The sequence below is a fragment of the Brevundimonas sp. genome, from assembly GCF_035627055.1.
Taxonomy (GTDB): Bacteria; Pseudomonadota; Alphaproteobacteria; order Caulobacterales; family Caulobacteraceae; genus Brevundimonas.
In genome coordinates this window covers 134785-149085 of sequence record NZ_DASPMM010000001.1, presented here as the reverse complement: position 1 = coordinate 149085, position 14301 = coordinate 134785, and the positions used below count along the sequence as shown (strand labels likewise).

Below are 14301 nucleotides of genomic sequence, written 5' to 3'. Positions count from 1 at the left end.
ATGGAGCGCGCCAGCGGGGCGTAGATGTCCAGGGTCTCGCGGGCGATCCGCTCCCGCTTGGCCGGGCTCTTGATGTACTGCAGCGTCCGCATGTTGTGCAGACGGTCGGCCAGCTTGACCATCAGGACGCGGACGTCCTTGGAGATCGCCAGGATGAACTTGCGCAGGTTCTCCGCCTGGCGGGCGTGCTCGGCGGTCAGCTCCAGCTTGGAGAGCTTGGTCACCCCCTCGACCAGTTCGGCGACTTCCTCGCCGAACAGGGCGGCGACATCGGCCGGCGTGGCCTCGGTGTCCTCCACCACGTCGTGCAGCAGGGCCGTGACGATGGTCGCGGTGTCCAGCCGGTAATCGGTGAGGATGCCCGCCACCTCGATGGGGTGGGCGAAATAGGGGTCGCCGGACGCCCGCTTCTGCGAGCCGTGCATCCGCATGGCGTAGACGTAGGCGCGGTTGAGCAGCGCCTCGTCGGCGGTCGGGTCATAGGCCTTGACCGCCTCGACCAGCTCGAATTGCCGCAGCACCCGGGCCCGGGAGGGTTCGGGAGCCTCGGCCGGGGGACGGTCGTCCTCCGGATCGTTGAGATTGGCAGCTTTCAGAGACGGCGCGGGCTGCGAGGTCCGCGCCGGCAGGATGGTGATACCTTTGGCGGATTCGGCCGTCAGTACCGCTCCTCCTGCCCGCCGTCGCGGTCGCTTTGCAGCGCCCGGATCAGCTCGGCTTCGGCCATGTTCATGTGCTGCGGCTCGGCCAGCAGGGCGACGACCTCGGCCTCGTCCTCGGCTTCCGTGCGCTCATCGACCCGCTGCAGGGTGACGATGATGTTTTCCTGCAGCTCGTCGGGGCTGACGGTGTCCTCGGCCAGTTCGCGCAGGGCGACGACCGGGTTCTTGTCGTTGTCGCGATCGAGCGTCAGCGCAGCGCCGTTGGCGATGGAGCGGGCGCGGTGGCCGGCCAGCAGAACCAGACCAAAACGGTTCGGCACCTTCTCGATGCAATCTTCGACAGTGACGCGGGCCATGAATTTCCTCGAGCGCGGGGGAGAACCGCACAAAATATAGGGTCGGACGCCATTGTGCAACGCCGCATGGGCGGGAATGAGGCGACGGAGGCGGCGGCGGGGCCCTTCCGCCGCGCCGGAAGCGTCTCAGGCGGCCGGAGCCGCCGGAGTTTCGACCGCGGGCGCCGCGGCAGCCGCAGGCTCAGCCTGGGCGGCGGCCGGCTCAAGCGGCTCGACCGGCGGCGTGGTCATCATCAGCACCGCCAGGGCGATGCCGAGCACCGGGGCCACATAGGCCCAGTAGCGCGTCGGCACGAAGAACAGCGAGCCGGCGTGCTTGCGCACCACGATGCGCTGCTGGGTGGCCTCGTCGATGAAAGCCCGGCCCTCGCCCTTCTCAAACTGCCGGGCGAACAGGAAGGAGCCGAGCCCGGCCACCAGGCCGGCGCAGATGAAGCTCACCGCCGCAGCCGTGTTCGGATCGTCCGAGACCAGGCTTCCGACGGGGAGGCCGACCAGATAGCCGAGAACGTAGAAGACGGCGACGAGAAAGCCCCAGCCGGACCAGATGATCATTGGATATCCCCCAGGCGTCACTGTGACGCCAGGCGGAGTGAAACCGCCGGTTGGGTCGGCTGACAACCTACGAAATCTGACCGACGTTCGATGGGCGGGCGGCTGTTGAGAATTTGCCTCACCCTTGCGGATGGGCGTCGATCCCGATGGGGGCTGCGCGAGCCAGATCGGCCGCGCGCCCGCCGCTCACCGGCTCGATCCAGTCCGGAGCGATTTCGGCCAGCGGCCCCATGACGAACTTCCGTTCCGCGGCCCGCGGATGGGGCAGGATCAGGCCGTCCAGGTCTCCCGTCAGGCGGCCGTAGGCGATCAGGTCGAGATCGAGGGTGCGCGGCGCGTTGGCCAGGCTGCGGCGGCGTCCGAAGGCTTCTTCGATACGCCCGAGCGCGGCCATCAGGGCGTGGGGATCGTGGGCGGTGCGGACCACGACCACGCCGTTCAGAAACGGCGGATCGTCCGGGTCGGGCCAGGCGGCCGAGCGCCACCAGGAGGAACGCATCACGACATCGACGCCCTCGGAGCGGAAGCGCGCCAGCGCCGCCTCCAGCGCCTCGCGGCAATCCCGCCACGCCCCCTTGTCATTGCAGCCCAGCGCGACGATGACGGCCTCGTCCAGATCGACGGCGTCGTCCATTTCGACGGAGACCGGGACGTCCATATTTTCGGAACCGATTTCCATGACGCCTTATCCGACCGAACGCATCGCCCTGTTCATCGACGGGGCCAATCTCTATTCCGCCGCCAAGGCGCTGGGCGCCGACCTCGACTTCAGCCGGCTGCTGGAGATGTATCGCGCAAAAGGCGTTCTGGTTCGCGCCTATTATTTCACGGCGGTGATCGAGGGCGAAGAGTTCTCGCCGATCAAGCCCCTTGTCGACTGGCTCGACTACAACGGCTTCACCGTGGTGACCAAGCCGGTCAAGCGGTTCACCGACGCCCAGGGCCATTCCCGGACCAAGGGCAATATGGACATCGAGATCGCGGTCGACATGCTGGAGCTGGCGCCGCGCGTGGACCAGATGGTGCTGTTCAGCGGCGACGGCGACTTCCGCCGGCTGGTCCAGGCGGTGCAGGCCCGCGGGGTGCGGGTGACGGTGGTCTCGACGATGAAGAGCCAGCCGCCGCAGATCGCCGACGAGCTGCGGCGGCAGGCGGATGCGTTCGTGGAGCTGAACGACCTGCTGCCCGAAATCGGACGGCCGCGGACGCCCGGGGCCGCGCCCTCGGCCCGGGTGTTCGACCAATGATCCCGCCCTACACGCCCGAGGCCCCGCGCGACTGCCCGCTCTGCCCGCGGCTGGTCGAATACAGGCTGGAGAATGCGCGTCAGAACCCCGGCTGGTGGAACGGCGCGGCGCCCTCGTTCGGGGACCCCGGGGCCCGGTTGCTGATCGCCGGACTGGCTCCGGGCCGCACCGGGGCCAACCGCACGGGCCGGCCGTTCACCGGGGATCACGCCGGCTGGCTGCTCTACGAGACGCTGCTGACGGCCGGCTTCGCGCGCGGCCGCTACGACCCGAACGGCGACGACGACCTGGAACTGGTCGACTGCATGATCACCAATGCGGTGCGCTGCGCCCCGCCCGGCAACAAGCCGCTGCCGATCGAGGAGGCGACGTGCCGGCCGTTCCTGCAGTCGCGGCTGGCCGCCCTGCCCCGGCTCAGGGTGATCGTGACACTCGGCGACGTTTCGCGACGCAATGTGCTCAAGGCGCTGGGCCGGCCGGCGAGCGTCATGCCGGCGGGGCACGGCGCCCAGGCCGAGGTCGGGCCCTATGTGCTGCTGAACAGCTACCACTGCTCCCGGCTCAACACGAACACAGGGCGGCTGACGGCGGAGATGTTCGAGGACGTCTTCCGGCGCGCCCGGGCGCTCATCGAATCGTGATCGAACGCCGGTCGCCCGATGGGCGACTGTGCTTCCCGCGCCACGCGAATCAGAGGTCGTCGGGTGTACCCTCCTGACCCAGGAACAGCGTCGCCGAACCCGCGTTGAACGAGCGGGACCTGGGAGGTTGTCATGCGTAGGACGGAACGGAGCGCCTTTACTCCGGAAGAACGGAAGGCGGCGATGTGGGCGCTGCTGATCGCGGGCCTGATCGCGGCGTTCGCGTTGGTCCTCCAGCAATGGACCCAGCCGTCCCTCGGACCGTGGGGGGCGGATCAGGCGGCGGCCTCGATCCCCGGCGTGCTCGACGCCCAGCCGGTGACGACCTCCTTCTAGCCCCGTTCCTTCATCAGCCGCGCCTTGTCGCGCTGCCAGTCGCGCTGGGCGGTGGCCTCGCGCTTGTCGTGCAGCTTCTTGCCCTTGGCGAGGGCGATCTCCAGCTTCGCCTTGCCCGCTTCGTTCAGGTACAGCTTGACCGGAATGATGGTCTGGCCGTCCCGCTGGACCGCGCCGATCATCTTGTCGATCTGCTTGCGGTGCAGCAGCAGCTTTCGCGGGCGGCGCGGCTCATGGTTGAAGCGGTTGGCCTGTTTGTAGGGCGGGATGTCGGCGTTGATCAGGACGATCTCGCGCCCTTCCACCGCGGCATACGACTCGGCGATATTCGCGCGGCCGTCGCGCAGCGCCTTGATCTCGGTGCCGAGCAGCTGGATGCCCGCCTCGGTGTAGTCCTCAAGGAAGTAGTCGAACTTCGCGCGTCGGTTCTCGGCGATCAGTTTGGTTTTCGGCTTTTCGCTAGCCATCAGCCGAGGCCCGCTTCCGACATGGCGCGGTCGATGGCCGGCTTCACCGCCTCGGCGGTCGGGGCCAGCGGCAGGCGCACCTCTTCGGTGCACAGCTGCAGGCGGGACAGGGCGTATTTCGTCGGGGACGGCGAGTTGTCGAGGAACAGGCCCTTGTGCAGGCCGATCAGCCGGTCCTGCCACTGGCGAGCCGTGGCGTAGTCGCCGCAGGCGGCCGCGTCGTGCAGGGCCACCATGGCCTCAGGAGCGACATTGGAGGTCACGGAGATGACCCCGACCCCGCCGTGGGCGTGGTAGCCGAGGTAGCTGGGGTCGTCGCCCGAGATCAGGTCGAACTGCTGGTCGAGGATGTTGGCCCTCATCCAGCTGACGCGGGCCAGATCGCCGGTGGCGTCCTTGATGCCGACGATGTTCGGATGCGCCGCCAGACGGGCCACGGTCTCGTTGGCCAGGTCGACGCCGGTGCGGCCCGGCACGTTGTAGAGCAGCACCGGCAGCTGCACGGCCTCGGCGATGGCCTCGAAATGGGCGGCCATGCCGGCCTGCGAGGGCCGGTTGTAATAGGGGGTGACGACCAGGGCCCCGTCCGCGCCGACGGTCTTGGCGAAGCGGACCAGGTCGATGGCCTTGTCGGTAGCCGAGGAGCCGGCGCCGGCGATGACGCGGACGCGCCCGGCGGCGATCTCGACGCACAGTTCGACCACCCGCTTGTGCTCGTCGAGGTGAAGCGAGGCGCTCTCGCCGGTCGTGCCCATGGGGACGACGCCGTGAACCCCGGCCGCGATCTGGCGTTCCAGCAGCGTCCTGAAGGCGGCTTCGTCCACCTTTCCGTCACGAAGTGGTGTGATCAGGGCGGTGATCACGCCCTTGAACAAGGGGGCGGTCATTGAAACGATGGTCCTGCGTGGGAGACGGGCGAAGACGCCTGAGGCGAAGCGTGGGAGGGTAGGTTGCCGGCGACGCCGCCGCAACCGTCATGGAATGGGGATCGGACACGGAATGATCGCAACCAGTCTCGCGGCCGCTCTGGCTCTGCTCGCCCCCGCGCCCGAATCGCTGGTCCCGCAGGAAACGCCGTACGCCGCGGTCGCGCCGCAGGGGACGCAGGCGCGGGTGCTGAACGATCAGGACGCCGCCCTCTTCCGCGAGGGCCTGGCCCAGGCGCGTGCCCGCGACGTCGTCGGCGCCCGTTCCACCGCCGCCCAGATCCGCGACGCGGCCGCCCGCAAGCTGGTCGAATGGGCGCTGCTCGACACCTCGGCCGAGCAACTGCCGTACAGCGATCTGGCCGTGGCCCAGACCGCATTCGCCGGCTGGCCGCGGGCCGAGAGCCGCCGCGCCGCCGCCGAGCGGGCGCTGGACCTGGCCTACGCCGGCCCGGACGCCGCCCTCGCCCTGTTCGCCCGGACGCCGCCGACGACCGTCCAGGGCGCGATCGCCCTCGCCGACGCGCTGGAACAGCGCGGCCGGGGCGACGAGGCGCGCCGTCTGATCACGGACTGGTGGCGGACCCGCTCATTCGACGAGGCGGCGCAGAGCCGCATCCTGACGCGCTGGGGCGGCTGGCTGAGTCAGGCGGATCACGAGGCGCGCCTGAACATGCTGCTGCTCGGCCCGCACGGCCCGGCCACGCGCGCCATGACGCAGATGGCGTCGCCCGAACGGCGGGCGGTGGCCGAGGCGGCGATGGCGCTGCGCACCGCCTACAGTCCCGACGCGGTGGTGGCGGGCCTGAGCCCGTCGCAGGCGATGGACCCGGCGGTGGTGCTGGAGCGGGTCCGCATCCTGCGCTCGCAGAGCCGCCAGTCGGAAGGCTTCGCCCTGCTGAGCGCCCTGCCCGCCGCGCCTTCGCACACCGAGGGTCAGAACACCCTGTGGAGCGAGCGGCGCAACTATTTCCTCGACGCTCTGCAGGTACGCAACTGGCAGGCGGCGTATGACGCCATGGCCGGTCACGGCTTCCCTTCGGGCGAGCGCAAGGTGGACGCCGAGTTCTTCGCCGGCTGGGTGGCGCTGACCAAGCTGAACGACCCGGCCCGCGCCGCCGCCCATTTCGAGACGCTGCGACAGTCGTCCTCGACCCCGATCACCCAGGGCCGGGCGCTGTACTGGCTGGGTCGGGCGGCCGAGGCCCAGGGCAATACGCCGTCGGCGGTGCAGTTCTACCGGGGCGGCGCGCAGCATATCCAGAGCTTCTACGGCCAGCTGGCGGCGGAGAAGGCGGGGCAGACCACGCTGGTCCTGCCCGCCGATCCGGTTCCGACCGCGGCGGACACCGCCGCCTTCGAGGGCAATGAACTGGTGCGGGCCCTGCGGATCCTCGGAGAGACCGGCGAGACCAGCCTGTTCCGGGTCTTCGCCTATCAGCTGGACGACGACCTGCCCGACGCCGCGCAGCTGGCCCTGCTGATGGACCTGTCGCGCGCCTATGGCGAAGGCTTCACGGCCATGATGGTCGGCCGGGCCGCCAGCCAGCGCGGATACCTGATGCCTGAGCGCCAGTACCCGGTGCGCATCCCGCCGCCGGTCGCGGGCGCGGCGCCGCTGGAGTTCACCCTGGCCATCACGCGTCAGGAATCGAGCTTCGATCCGCGCGCCCGCTCCGGCGCCGACGCGCGGGGGATGATGCAATTCATCCCCGCTACGGGCCGCGCCGTGGCCCGCCAGCTGAGCCTGCCCTATTCGGACGAGCGGCTGTACGAGGCCGACTTCAACATGACGCTGGGCAGTTTCCACCTCGGCGACCTGATGGGGAATTTCGGCGGGTCGATGCTGCTGACCACCATCGCCTACAACGCCGGCCCGGCCCGCCCGCCACAGTGGGTGGCCCGCTGCGGCGACCCGCGAGGCGGACTGGTCGATCCAGTCGACTTCATCGAGTGCGCGCCGTTCACCGAGACCCGCAACTACATGATGCGGGTCATGGAGAACATGTCGATCTACAAGGCGCGGCTGAACGGCGGCTCGGCCCCGCTGACCCTGTCCAGCGACTTGCGGCGCGGGGCGCCGGCGGGCCCGCAGCCCTATGTCGCGAGCGGCTCTGTGACCGACCCGTCCGGGGCACAGTGACGGCGGCCTGCTGACAGCAGCGGTCCATCCGGGCCTTCGATCCAGCGAGCCGACAGGCCGAACACGCGCCGGAGGATGCCGGGCGCCAAGGCCTCCAGCGGCGCCGCGTCGGCGACGACCCGGCCGTGGTCGAGCACCACCACGCGGTCGGCGAACCGCGCCGCCAGCGGCAGGTCGTGCAGGCTGGCCAACACCGCCTCGCCGGCGTCGGCGCGGACCCGGAGCCGTTCCAGCACCATCAGCTGGGCCTCGGGATCGAGGCCGGCGATGGGTTCATCGACGAGAAGGCCCGCGGCCTCCGCGACCATCGCCCGGGCCAGCAGGACCCGGGCCCGTTCGCCGCCGGACATCTCGGCCACGCCGCGGTCGGCCAGATGACCGGCTTCGACCTCGCCCAGCGCTGTGCGGGCCCGGTTCAGGGCTTCTTCCACGGCGAGGAAGGGCGCGCCGAGCGCGGCCACCTCGACGGCGGGCAGGTTCCAGGCGATGCGGCGCTCCTGCGGCAGATAGGCGGCCCGCGCCGCCCGCGCCCTCGCCGGCAGAGTCGCGACTTCGTCGCCGCCGAGCAGGGCGCGCCCGTCCGACAACGGCAGCAGGCCGACGAGGGCGCGGATCACGCTCGACTTGCCCGCGCCATTGGGGCCCACGAGAGCGACAAGCTCGCCCGGTGCGACCGACAGGGCGACCTGCTCCAGCACGGCGCGGCCGCCGAGCCGGGCCGAGGCCGCCTCCAGGGCCAGGGCGCTCACAGCCGCCACTCCCGCGCCGCCCGCCAGGCGATGAGGGCGAACAGGGGAGCGCCGACGAGGGCGGTGAACACCCCAAGCTTGAGCTCCTGGTCGGTCGGCGTCATCCGCGCCAGCAGGTCGGCCAGCACCAGCATCAGGCCGCCGGCCAGGGCCGCGGGCAGCAGCAGCCGGGCCGGGTCCCCCCGCACGGCGGTCCGCACCAGATGCGGCGCGGCGAGGCCGACGAAGCCGATCACGCCGGCGACGGCCACCGCCGCGCCGGTGGCGAGGGCCGCGGCCAGAAGGGCCAGCAGCCGCAGCCGGGCCATGGGGAGGCCGGATGTCCGCGCCGTCTCCTCGCCGAGGCTGAGCATGCGCAGACCAGGCGCCGCGAGGGCCGCCAGCACGGCCGAGGCCAGCACGGCCGGGGCAACCCAGGCCACGTCGATCCAGCTGCGGTTCTGCACCGAGCCGAGCAGCCAGCTCATCACCTCGGCGGTGGCGATCGGGGACGGCGACAGGTTGAAGATCAGGGCCGTGGCCGCGCCGGCGAAACTGGACACCGCGACGCCGAACAGGATCAGCGCCTCGGGCGAGCGCACGCGGGCCGAGAACAGCACCAGCAGTCCGCCCGCCAGACCGGCTCCGCAAAGGGCCGCGACCTCGACCGCGCCCGGGAGCCCGGCCCAGCCCAGCACGATGGCGCCGGCCGCGCCGAGCGCCGCCAGCGCCGAGACGCCGAGCACCCCCGGATCGGCCAGCGGGTTTCTCAGCAGGCCCTGCATCACCGCTCCGGACAGGCCGAGCGCCGCGCCGACCACCAGGGCGGTGACGGCGCGGGGGGCGCGCACGGCCCACAGCACCTCCGCCGGTCCCGACGACGGATCGGTGAAGGCCTGCCCCAGCTGGGCCGCATCGAAGGCGCTTTCGCCGAACAGCACGGCCAGCAGGACGGCGGCCGCGATCGCCAGAAGGAGGAAGACGGTCAACCGACCGGGACCGCCGGTCAACCGGCTGGCCCGAGCATCGCCGCGGCGTCGGCCGCGAACCAGGCGGGGCAGGTCAGGCTGGCGGCGGGGAGCTGCGCCACCACACGGTCTCGGGCGGCCGCCCGCACGACCGGATGGCGACCAGGTCCGCGCCAGTCTCCACGCGACTGATCGAAGAAGCCGAGCACGAAATGCGTCGGCGGCGACAGGGCGATGCGCTCGACGCTGACGGGGGCGAACCCCCGCAGGACCGCGGCATTGACCAGGCCCGCCGCGACGAGCATGGCGTCGACCAGGGTGCCTCGCCCGGCCGTGAACCCGCCCGCCGTCAGATAGAGGGCGGAGCGCCGGGCCGCGCCGGCCCGCGGCGCCGCCTCCCGCAGCCGGGCGTCCATGCGCGCGATCAGAGACTCGCCGCGCGCCGGATCGCCGAAGGCCGAGGCTGCGGACCGGATGTTGCTGCGTATCCCGTCGAAGTCCGTGGCGTCGTCCAGGGTGACGACACGGACGCCGTCCGCTTTCAGCCGCGCCAGCAGGCGGGCGTCGCCGCCCCAGTAGCGGATCACGACGTCGGGCTGGAAGGCGATGGCCGCCTCCAGCGTGGGCCGCACACGCCGCCGCGCGGCCGCCGCATGCCGCATCCAGGAGTCGGGGTCGTCGGCGCGGGGCGAGACGGCGAGCTCGGCCGCCGGGGCCAGAGCCAGGGCGTACTGGTCGCCGCACTGGTCCAGCGACATGACCCGCAAAGGCCGGCTCTCCACGGCTCCGGCGGGGCCGCCCGCCGGGATCAGCACCATGGCCAGGCCGGCGGCTGCGAGCCCCCTCGCCCCGGCCATCACGGCTTCAGGAGCCCTGCGAACAGCCCGTCGATCAGGGTGTCGACCAAAAGCTCCGGCGCCTCCCAGTCGAAATAGGGCTTGGTGATCATCAGCGAGACCAGGCCATGGGCGCCGGCCCACAGCGCTTGGGCCGTGACGGCGGCCCCGCCCTTGAGCCGGTCGGCGTCAGCGGCGGACTCGACGACCTTCTCGAACGAGCGGAACAGCTCATGCCCCAGTTCCCGCGCCGCCGACTGGGCGCCCTCCCTCAGCTCGACGGGCCGGGTCATGTAGGCGAGGCGATAGGCGTTCGGATTGGCGAAGCCGAAGGCGATGTAGGCCCGCAGCATCCGCCGCAGCCGCGCTTCCGGTTCCCCCGGCTGGGCCAGGATGTCTTCGTTGGCGGCCATCAGGGTCGCGAAGGCCTGGCGGCAGATCTCGTGCAGGATTTCGCCCTTCTCGGCGAAATGCATGTAGAGCGCCGTCGAGGACAGGCCGACCTCGTCGGCGATCTTGCGGATCGTCGCCCCCTCGTAGCCGTGCTCGACGAAGATGCGTTCGGCCGCGGCCAGAATCTCGGCGCGGCGGGCATGACCCTCGCCCTTCGGCTTGCGCTGTGATCTGGGAGTCAGGGCGGCCGCGGTGTCCAAGAAGACGTCTCCGAATACCTGTCCTGAATAGCGGCATTCCCGGCCCAGCGCCAACCGCTTGCCGCCAGCGAATCACTCCGTTAACCATTCTGAATGGACGGATCATGGATCAACGTTCTGTCGGAGCGTCGCCGGGACGGGTCCCGGTACGGCGTGCCCACGCCACAAAGCGCCGTCCAACGCTCCCTCTCCCCTGACCAGTTGGTGCTGCTGGCGCTTGTGGCCGGCGGGTTCGCCGGCTGGCTCTGAATGGACCCCGGAGACGCGCCCGGGCTGCTGGTCGGGCTGGCGGCGGTCGTGTTCCTGGGGCTGGCCGGATGGCGCGTTCTTCTGGTGCTGGTCAGCGGCAGGACCGCCGGCGCCTGCGCCGAACCTGTTGTCCTGCCCCGCTACACCATCCTCGCGGCGCTTCACGACGAGGCTCCGGTGGTCGGACAACTGATCGAACGCCTGTCGCGCATCGACTATCCGTCCCACCGTCTTCAGGGCCTGCTTGTTCTCGAGGCCCATGACCACGCCACCATCGCCGCCGCGCTCGCAACCCCGCGGCCGTCGTGGCTGCAGGTGTTCGTCGCCCCTCCCGGCGCGCCCCTGACCAAGCCCCGCGCCCTCAACTGCGCCCTCGGCCACGCCACCGGCGATCTGCTGACGGTCTATGACGCCGAGGATGAGCCGGACCCACGGCAACTGCGGGAGGCCGCGGCCAAATTCGCCGCCGATCGCACGGGCCGGCTCGCCTGCCTGCAGGCGCCCCTGCGCATCCGGTCCCGGTCGGCGCGCGCGGCGACCTTCATCGAGCGACAGTTCGCGGCGGAATACGCCGCCCTGTTCGAAACGACCCTGCCGGGGATGTGCCGGCTTGGCCTCCCCTTCCCTCTCGGCGGGACGAGCAATCACTTTCGCACCAATGTCCTCCGGGAAGTCGGCGGCTGGGACGTCTGGAACGTCACCGAGGACGCGGACCTCGGCTTCCGCCTGTGGCGGCGCGGCTGGCGGCTGGACGTGATCCATCGCCCGACATGGGAGACGTCGCCGGGCTCCCTGCAGCATTGGCTCCCGCAGCGCACGCGCTGGCTCAAGGGCTATATGCAGACCTTCGGGGTGCACTCGCGGCGGGCATGGCGGCTCGGGCCCAGAGGCCTGTTCTCCCTGTTCGTGACCGTCGGCGCAGGGCTGGTGTCGGCGGCGGTTCACGGGCCGTCGCTGGCCTGGCTGGCCGCGACGGTCCTGGTCTCCTCCGTGGCCGGTCTTCCGCCATTGATCCCGCTTCTGGCGCTCGGCGTGCTGATCGTCGGAGCGGCGTCGGCCTGGCTGTCGTGCTGGGCGGGGGCGAAGCGCGCCGGGGTCGCCTATACCCTGGTCGACGCGGTCTCCGCTCCGGCCTATTGGGCGCTGCTCAGCCTCGCCTGGGTTCATGCCGCCTGGCGATTGATCCGCGAGCCGTTCGCCTGGGACAAGACGGCGCATCGGCCGGACGCGCCAGAGGCCTGCGGCGGGGCCACGCCGGCCCGGGCCCACGCCATGCTGGACGAGACGGCGCCGAACCGCCTATCAGCGGGCCATGCCGCCGCGCCTCAACCCGTCGCCTGAAACCCTCGTCACCCGCGCCTGGCCGGACTACGCCCTGCTGGACAGCGGCGACGGTCGCAAGCTGGAGCGCTACGGGCCCTATACGGTGGTGCGGCCCGAGCCGCAGTGCTTCTGGTCGCCGCGCGACCCGGCCGCGTTCGACGCAGCGGACGCCGTGTTCGATCCGACCGACGAGGACGAGAGCGGGCGCTGGCGTTTCGCCGGCAAGCCGGTCGACAGCTTTCCGCTGGCGTGGCGCGATGTGCGGTTCACCAGCCGGTTTACACCGTTCCGGCACCTGGCCTTCTTCCCGGAGCAGGCGGCGAACTGGGACTGGCTGGACGGACGCATCCGCCGGCTGAGGAAGCCGCGCATCCTGAACCTGTTCGGCTACACCGGCGTGGCCAGCCTGGCCTGCGCGGCGGCGGGGGCTGAGGTCACTCATGTCGACGCCTCGAAGAAGTCGGTGGCCTGGGCGCGGGAGAATGCGGAGCTTTCGGGTATGGCGGACCGGCCGGTGCGCTGGATCGTCGAGGACGCGCGGAAATATGTGGCGCGGGAGGTCCGGCGGGGGTCGAAATACGATGGCGTCATTCTCGATCCGCCGAAGTACGGGCGGGGGCCGACGGGCGAGGTGTGGCGGCTGTTCGAGGACCTGCCGGGGTTGCTGAAAGACTGCGCGGCCCTGCTGTCGGATGACGCTTCCTTCCTGCTGCTCAATGCGTATGCGGCGCGGATTTCGGGCCTGTCTCTGGCGCATCTGATGGCCGAGGCGACGGCGGACCGGGGCGGCGTGATCGACTGGGGCGAGCTGGCGCTGGCCGAGGACGGGACGGACGGTCGCGCCATCGGGCTGAGCTTCTTCGCGCGGTGGAGCGCCTGATGGGCGACCGGCTGATCACCTCCCTGACCAATGAGACGGTCAAGGGCGTGCGGGCGCTGCACATGCGCAAGGAGCGCGAGGCGACGGGGCGGTTCCTGGCCGAGGGCTTGAAATTCATCGGCGAGGCGCTGGATCAGGGGCGGACGCCGAAACTGCTGCTCGTCGGCGAGGATGCGCGGCCGCATCCGCTGCTGGAGCGGGCGCGGACGGAGACGAGGGCCGCAGGCGGCGAGGTGGTGGTGGTGACCCACGCCATCCTCGAGAAGATCAGCCGGCGGGACAATCCTCAGACGGTGCTGGGGGTGTTCGAGCAGGTCTATGCGCCGCTGTCGGCGATCCAGCCGGACGCTGCGCCCTGCTGGGTGGCGCTGGAGCAGGTGCGGGACCCGGGCAATCTGGGGACCATCATCCGCACGGCGGACGCGGCGGGCTGCGGCGGGGTGGTGCTGATCGGGGACTGCGTGGACCCGTATTCGGTCGAGGCGGTGCGGGCGACCATGGGGTCGGTGTTCGCGGTGGCCATCGCCAGAGCCTCGGCGGCGGAATTCCTGGCCTGGCGGCAGAGCTGGCCGGGGAGCGTGATCGGGACTCGGCTGGACGCCTCGGTGGGCTATCGCGAAGCCGATATTCAGACCCCTGCCCTGATCCTGATGGGCAATGAGCAGGCGGGGCTGACGGACGCCCTCGCCGCCGCCTGCGACGTCAACGTCAAGATCCCGATGCGGGGCCGGGCCGACAGCCTGAACCTGGCCATCGCCACAGGCGTCATGGTCTATGCGGTGACCGACGCCGCCTGAGGCGAATGACGGCGGATTCACTTGCGGCGGACGGCGGACGGCGGACGGGGCGAGCCTCCATCGTATGCGCCCGTTCCTGAGCCTGATCGCCGTCTTCAGCCTGGCCGCAGCGCCCGTGGCGGCGCAGGAGGCGGCCGATTATCGCGCCGATGCGCTGGCGGTGGAGGGACTGGTGAACGCGCAGTACGCCTATCTGGACCGGTTGCCGGGCGGGGCCTTTCCGGACAGCGCCGTGCTGCGGGCCGAGGCGGAGGCCGTTTCGGACCAGCGCTCGCTGCTGCGCTATGTGGAGCGGGCGGTGGCGGCGCTGGCCGACCATCACGCCATCACCGGCTCGTCGTTCGGCGACAGCTGGGCGCTGGTCCCGAGCTACAGCGATCTGTGGGTCGAGCCCGACGGCGACCGCTGGCGCATCACCGCGGTGCGGGAGGGTTCGCCGGCGGAGGCCGCCGCGGTGCGCGCCGGGGACGAGTTGGCGGCGATCGGCGGGACGCCGACGGGCGCGGCGGTCGAGGGCTTCTGGGCCGACCTGGG

General features: G+C 71.1%; 17 protein-coding genes. 7 read left to right on the top strand and 10 right to left on the bottom strand.

All coding sequences use genetic code 11. The annotated features are described in order from the left end of the window. The 4 genes from VEA98_RS00815 to folK form a co-directional block, all read right to left on the bottom strand. On the bottom strand, window positions 1-596 hold a 596-nt coding region (locus VEA98_RS00815; protein ID WP_414642118.1), incomplete at its 3' end, for an HD domain-containing protein. Window positions 597-658: 62 nt separating this feature from the next. Further along, window positions 659-1018: a DNA-directed RNA polymerase subunit omega gene (gene rpoZ / locus VEA98_RS00810; protein ID WP_324810146.1), complete on the bottom strand. Its 360-nt coding sequence runs from the start codon at window positions 1016-1018 to the stop codon at window positions 659-661. Between the two features lie 126 nt (window positions 1019-1144). Continuing rightward, a complete protein-coding gene (locus VEA98_RS00805) occupies window positions 1145-1573 on the bottom strand; it encodes a hypothetical protein (protein ID WP_324810144.1) in 429 nt (142 codons plus the stop codon). Window positions 1574-1691: 118 nt separating this feature from the next. Next, the gene (gene folK / locus VEA98_RS00800; RefSeq protein WP_324810141.1) at window positions 1692-2252 is read right to left on the bottom strand and encodes a 2-amino-4-hydroxy-6-hydroxymethyldihydropteridine diphosphokinase; all 561 of its coding nucleotides are present in this window, start codon (window positions 2250-2252) and stop codon (window positions 1692-1694) included. Here folK and VEA98_RS00795 point away from each other — a divergent pair. The 3 genes from VEA98_RS00795 to VEA98_RS00785 all read left to right on the top strand — a co-directional run bounded on the left by VEA98_RS00795 (window position 2251) and on the right by VEA98_RS00785 (window position 3797). Continuing rightward, window positions 2251-2820 carry an NYN domain-containing protein gene (locus tag VEA98_RS00795; protein WP_324810139.1) on the top strand — a complete coding sequence of 190 codons (570 nt, stop codon included), beginning with the start codon at window positions 2251-2253 and terminating at the stop codon, window positions 2818-2820. The two genes, folK and VEA98_RS00795, sit on opposite strands and share 2 nt — an antisense overlap. Next, complete coding sequence (locus VEA98_RS00790; RefSeq protein ID WP_324810137.1) at window positions 2817-3461, top strand: uracil-DNA glycosylase; 645 nt, start codon at window positions 2817-2819, stop codon at window positions 3459-3461. The genes VEA98_RS00795 and VEA98_RS00790 overlap by 4 nt, the downstream gene beginning before the upstream one ends. A 132-nt stretch (window positions 3462-3593) precedes the next feature. Next, the gene (locus VEA98_RS00785) at window positions 3594-3797 is read left to right on the top strand and encodes a hypothetical protein (RefSeq protein WP_324810135.1); all 204 of its coding nucleotides are present in this window, start codon (window positions 3594-3596) and stop codon (window positions 3795-3797) included. Here the strand turns inward: VEA98_RS00785 and smpB are convergent. Together smpB and dapA are read right to left on the bottom strand one after the other, a co-directional pair. Then, entirely contained in the window at window positions 3794-4264 is a 471-nt protein-coding gene (smpB, locus tag VEA98_RS00780) for an SsrA-binding protein SmpB (RefSeq protein ID WP_324775486.1), read from the bottom strand. The genes VEA98_RS00785 and smpB overlap by 4 nt on opposite strands. After that, the gene (gene dapA, locus VEA98_RS00775; protein WP_324810133.1) at window positions 4264-5151 is read right to left on the bottom strand and encodes a 4-hydroxy-tetrahydrodipicolinate synthase; all 888 of its coding nucleotides are present in this window, start codon (window positions 5149-5151) and stop codon (window positions 4264-4266) included. The genes smpB and dapA overlap by 1 nt, the downstream gene beginning before the upstream one ends. Before the next feature lie 112 nt (window positions 5152-5263). Between dapA and VEA98_RS00770 the strand changes: the two genes are divergently transcribed. Continuing rightward, window positions 5264-7333: a lytic transglycosylase domain-containing protein gene (locus VEA98_RS00770; RefSeq protein WP_324810131.1), complete on the top strand. Its 2070-nt coding sequence runs from the start codon at window positions 5264-5266 to the stop codon at window positions 7331-7333. Here VEA98_RS00770 and VEA98_RS00765 read toward each other — a convergent pair. The 4 genes from VEA98_RS00765 to VEA98_RS00750 are packed head-to-tail and all read right to left on the bottom strand — an operon-like array spanning window position 7288 to window position 10518. Further along, complete coding sequence (locus VEA98_RS00765; protein WP_324810128.1) at window positions 7288-8082, bottom strand: ABC transporter ATP-binding protein; 795 nt, start codon at window positions 8080-8082, stop codon at window positions 7288-7290. The genes VEA98_RS00770 and VEA98_RS00765 overlap by 46 nt on opposite strands. Further along, window positions 8079-9050: a FecCD family ABC transporter permease gene (locus VEA98_RS00760; RefSeq protein WP_414642117.1), complete on the bottom strand. Its 972-nt coding sequence runs from the start codon at window positions 9048-9050 to the stop codon at window positions 8079-8081. Before VEA98_RS00760 ends, VEA98_RS00765 begins: the two co-directional genes overlap by 4 nt. A 17-nt stretch (window positions 9051-9067) precedes the next feature. Then, window positions 9068-9886: an ABC transporter substrate-binding protein gene (locus tag VEA98_RS00755; protein ID WP_324810122.1), complete on the bottom strand. Its 819-nt coding sequence runs from the start codon at window positions 9884-9886 to the stop codon at window positions 9068-9070. Beyond that, window positions 9886-10518 (bottom strand): TetR/AcrR family transcriptional regulator, encoded by a 633-nt coding sequence (locus tag VEA98_RS00750; RefSeq protein WP_324810120.1) that lies wholly within the window; start codon window positions 10516-10518, stop codon window positions 9886-9888. Before VEA98_RS00750 ends, VEA98_RS00755 begins: the two co-directional genes overlap by 1 nt. A gap of 249 nt (window positions 10519-10767) precedes the next feature. Between VEA98_RS00750 and VEA98_RS00745 the strand changes: the two genes are divergently transcribed. Genes VEA98_RS00745 through VEA98_RS00735 form a run of 3 tightly spaced genes read left to right on the top strand, consistent with a single transcriptional unit; the run spans window position 10768 to window position 13767 of the window. Further along, window positions 10768-12108 carry a glycosyltransferase family 2 protein gene (locus VEA98_RS00745; RefSeq protein ID WP_324810118.1) on the top strand — a complete coding sequence of 447 codons (1341 nt, stop codon included), beginning with the start codon at window positions 10768-10770 and terminating at the stop codon, window positions 12106-12108. Continuing rightward, entirely contained in the window at window positions 12080-12970 is an 891-nt protein-coding gene (locus tag VEA98_RS00740) for a class I SAM-dependent methyltransferase (protein ID WP_324810117.1), read from the top strand. The genes VEA98_RS00745 and VEA98_RS00740 overlap by 29 nt, the downstream gene beginning before the upstream one ends. Next, on the top strand, window positions 12970-13767 hold the full coding sequence (locus VEA98_RS00735; protein ID WP_324810116.1) for an RNA methyltransferase: 798 nt from the start codon (window positions 12970-12972) through the stop codon (window positions 13765-13767). Before VEA98_RS00740 ends, VEA98_RS00735 begins: the two co-directional genes overlap by 1 nt. Window positions 13768-14301 lie beyond the last annotated feature (534 nt).

Bases quoted from the DNA above. Each gene is read 5' to 3' on its own strand.
- rpoZ (WP_324810146.1), bottom strand. From the start codon at position 1,018: ATGGCCCGCGTCACTGTCGAAGATTGCATCGAGAAGGTGCCGAACCGT.
- VEA98_RS00805 (WP_324810144.1), bottom strand. From the start codon at position 1,573: ATGATCATCTGGTCCGGCTGGGGCTTTCTCGTCGCCGTCTTCTACGTT.
- VEA98_RS00795 (WP_324810139.1), top strand. From the start codon at position 2,251: ATGACGCCTTATCCGACCGAACGCATCGCCCTGTTCATCGACGGGGCC.
- folK (WP_324810141.1), bottom strand. From the start codon at position 2,252: ATGGAAATCGGTTCCGAAAATATGGACGTCCCGGTCTCCGTCGAAATG.
- VEA98_RS00790 (WP_324810137.1), top strand. From the start codon at position 2,817: ATGATCCCGCCCTACACGCCCGAGGCCCCGCGCGACTGCCCGCTCTGC.
- VEA98_RS00785 (WP_324810135.1), top strand. From the start codon at position 3,594: ATGCGTAGGACGGAACGGAGCGCCTTTACTCCGGAAGAACGGAAGGCG.
- smpB (WP_324775486.1), bottom strand. From the start codon at position 4,264: ATGGCTAGCGAAAAGCCGAAAACCAAACTGATCGCCGAGAACCGACGC.
- dapA (WP_324810133.1), bottom strand. From the start codon at position 5,151: ATGACCGCCCCCTTGTTCAAGGGCGTGATCACCGCCCTGATCACACCA.
- VEA98_RS00770 (WP_324810131.1), top strand. From the start codon at position 5,264: ATGATCGCAACCAGTCTCGCGGCCGCTCTGGCTCTGCTCGCCCCCGCG.
- VEA98_RS00755 (WP_324810122.1), bottom strand. From the start codon at position 9,886: ATGGCCGGGGCGAGGGGGCTCGCAGCCGCCGGCCTGGCCATGGTGCTG.
- VEA98_RS00745 (WP_324810118.1), top strand. From the start codon at position 10,768: ATGGACCCCGGAGACGCGCCCGGGCTGCTGGTCGGGCTGGCGGCGGTC.
- VEA98_RS00740 (WP_324810117.1), top strand. From the start codon at position 12,080: ATGCCGCCGCGCCTCAACCCGTCGCCTGAAACCCTCGTCACCCGCGCC.
- VEA98_RS00735 (WP_324810116.1), top strand. From the start codon at position 12,970: ATGGGCGACCGGCTGATCACCTCCCTGACCAATGAGACGGTCAAGGGC.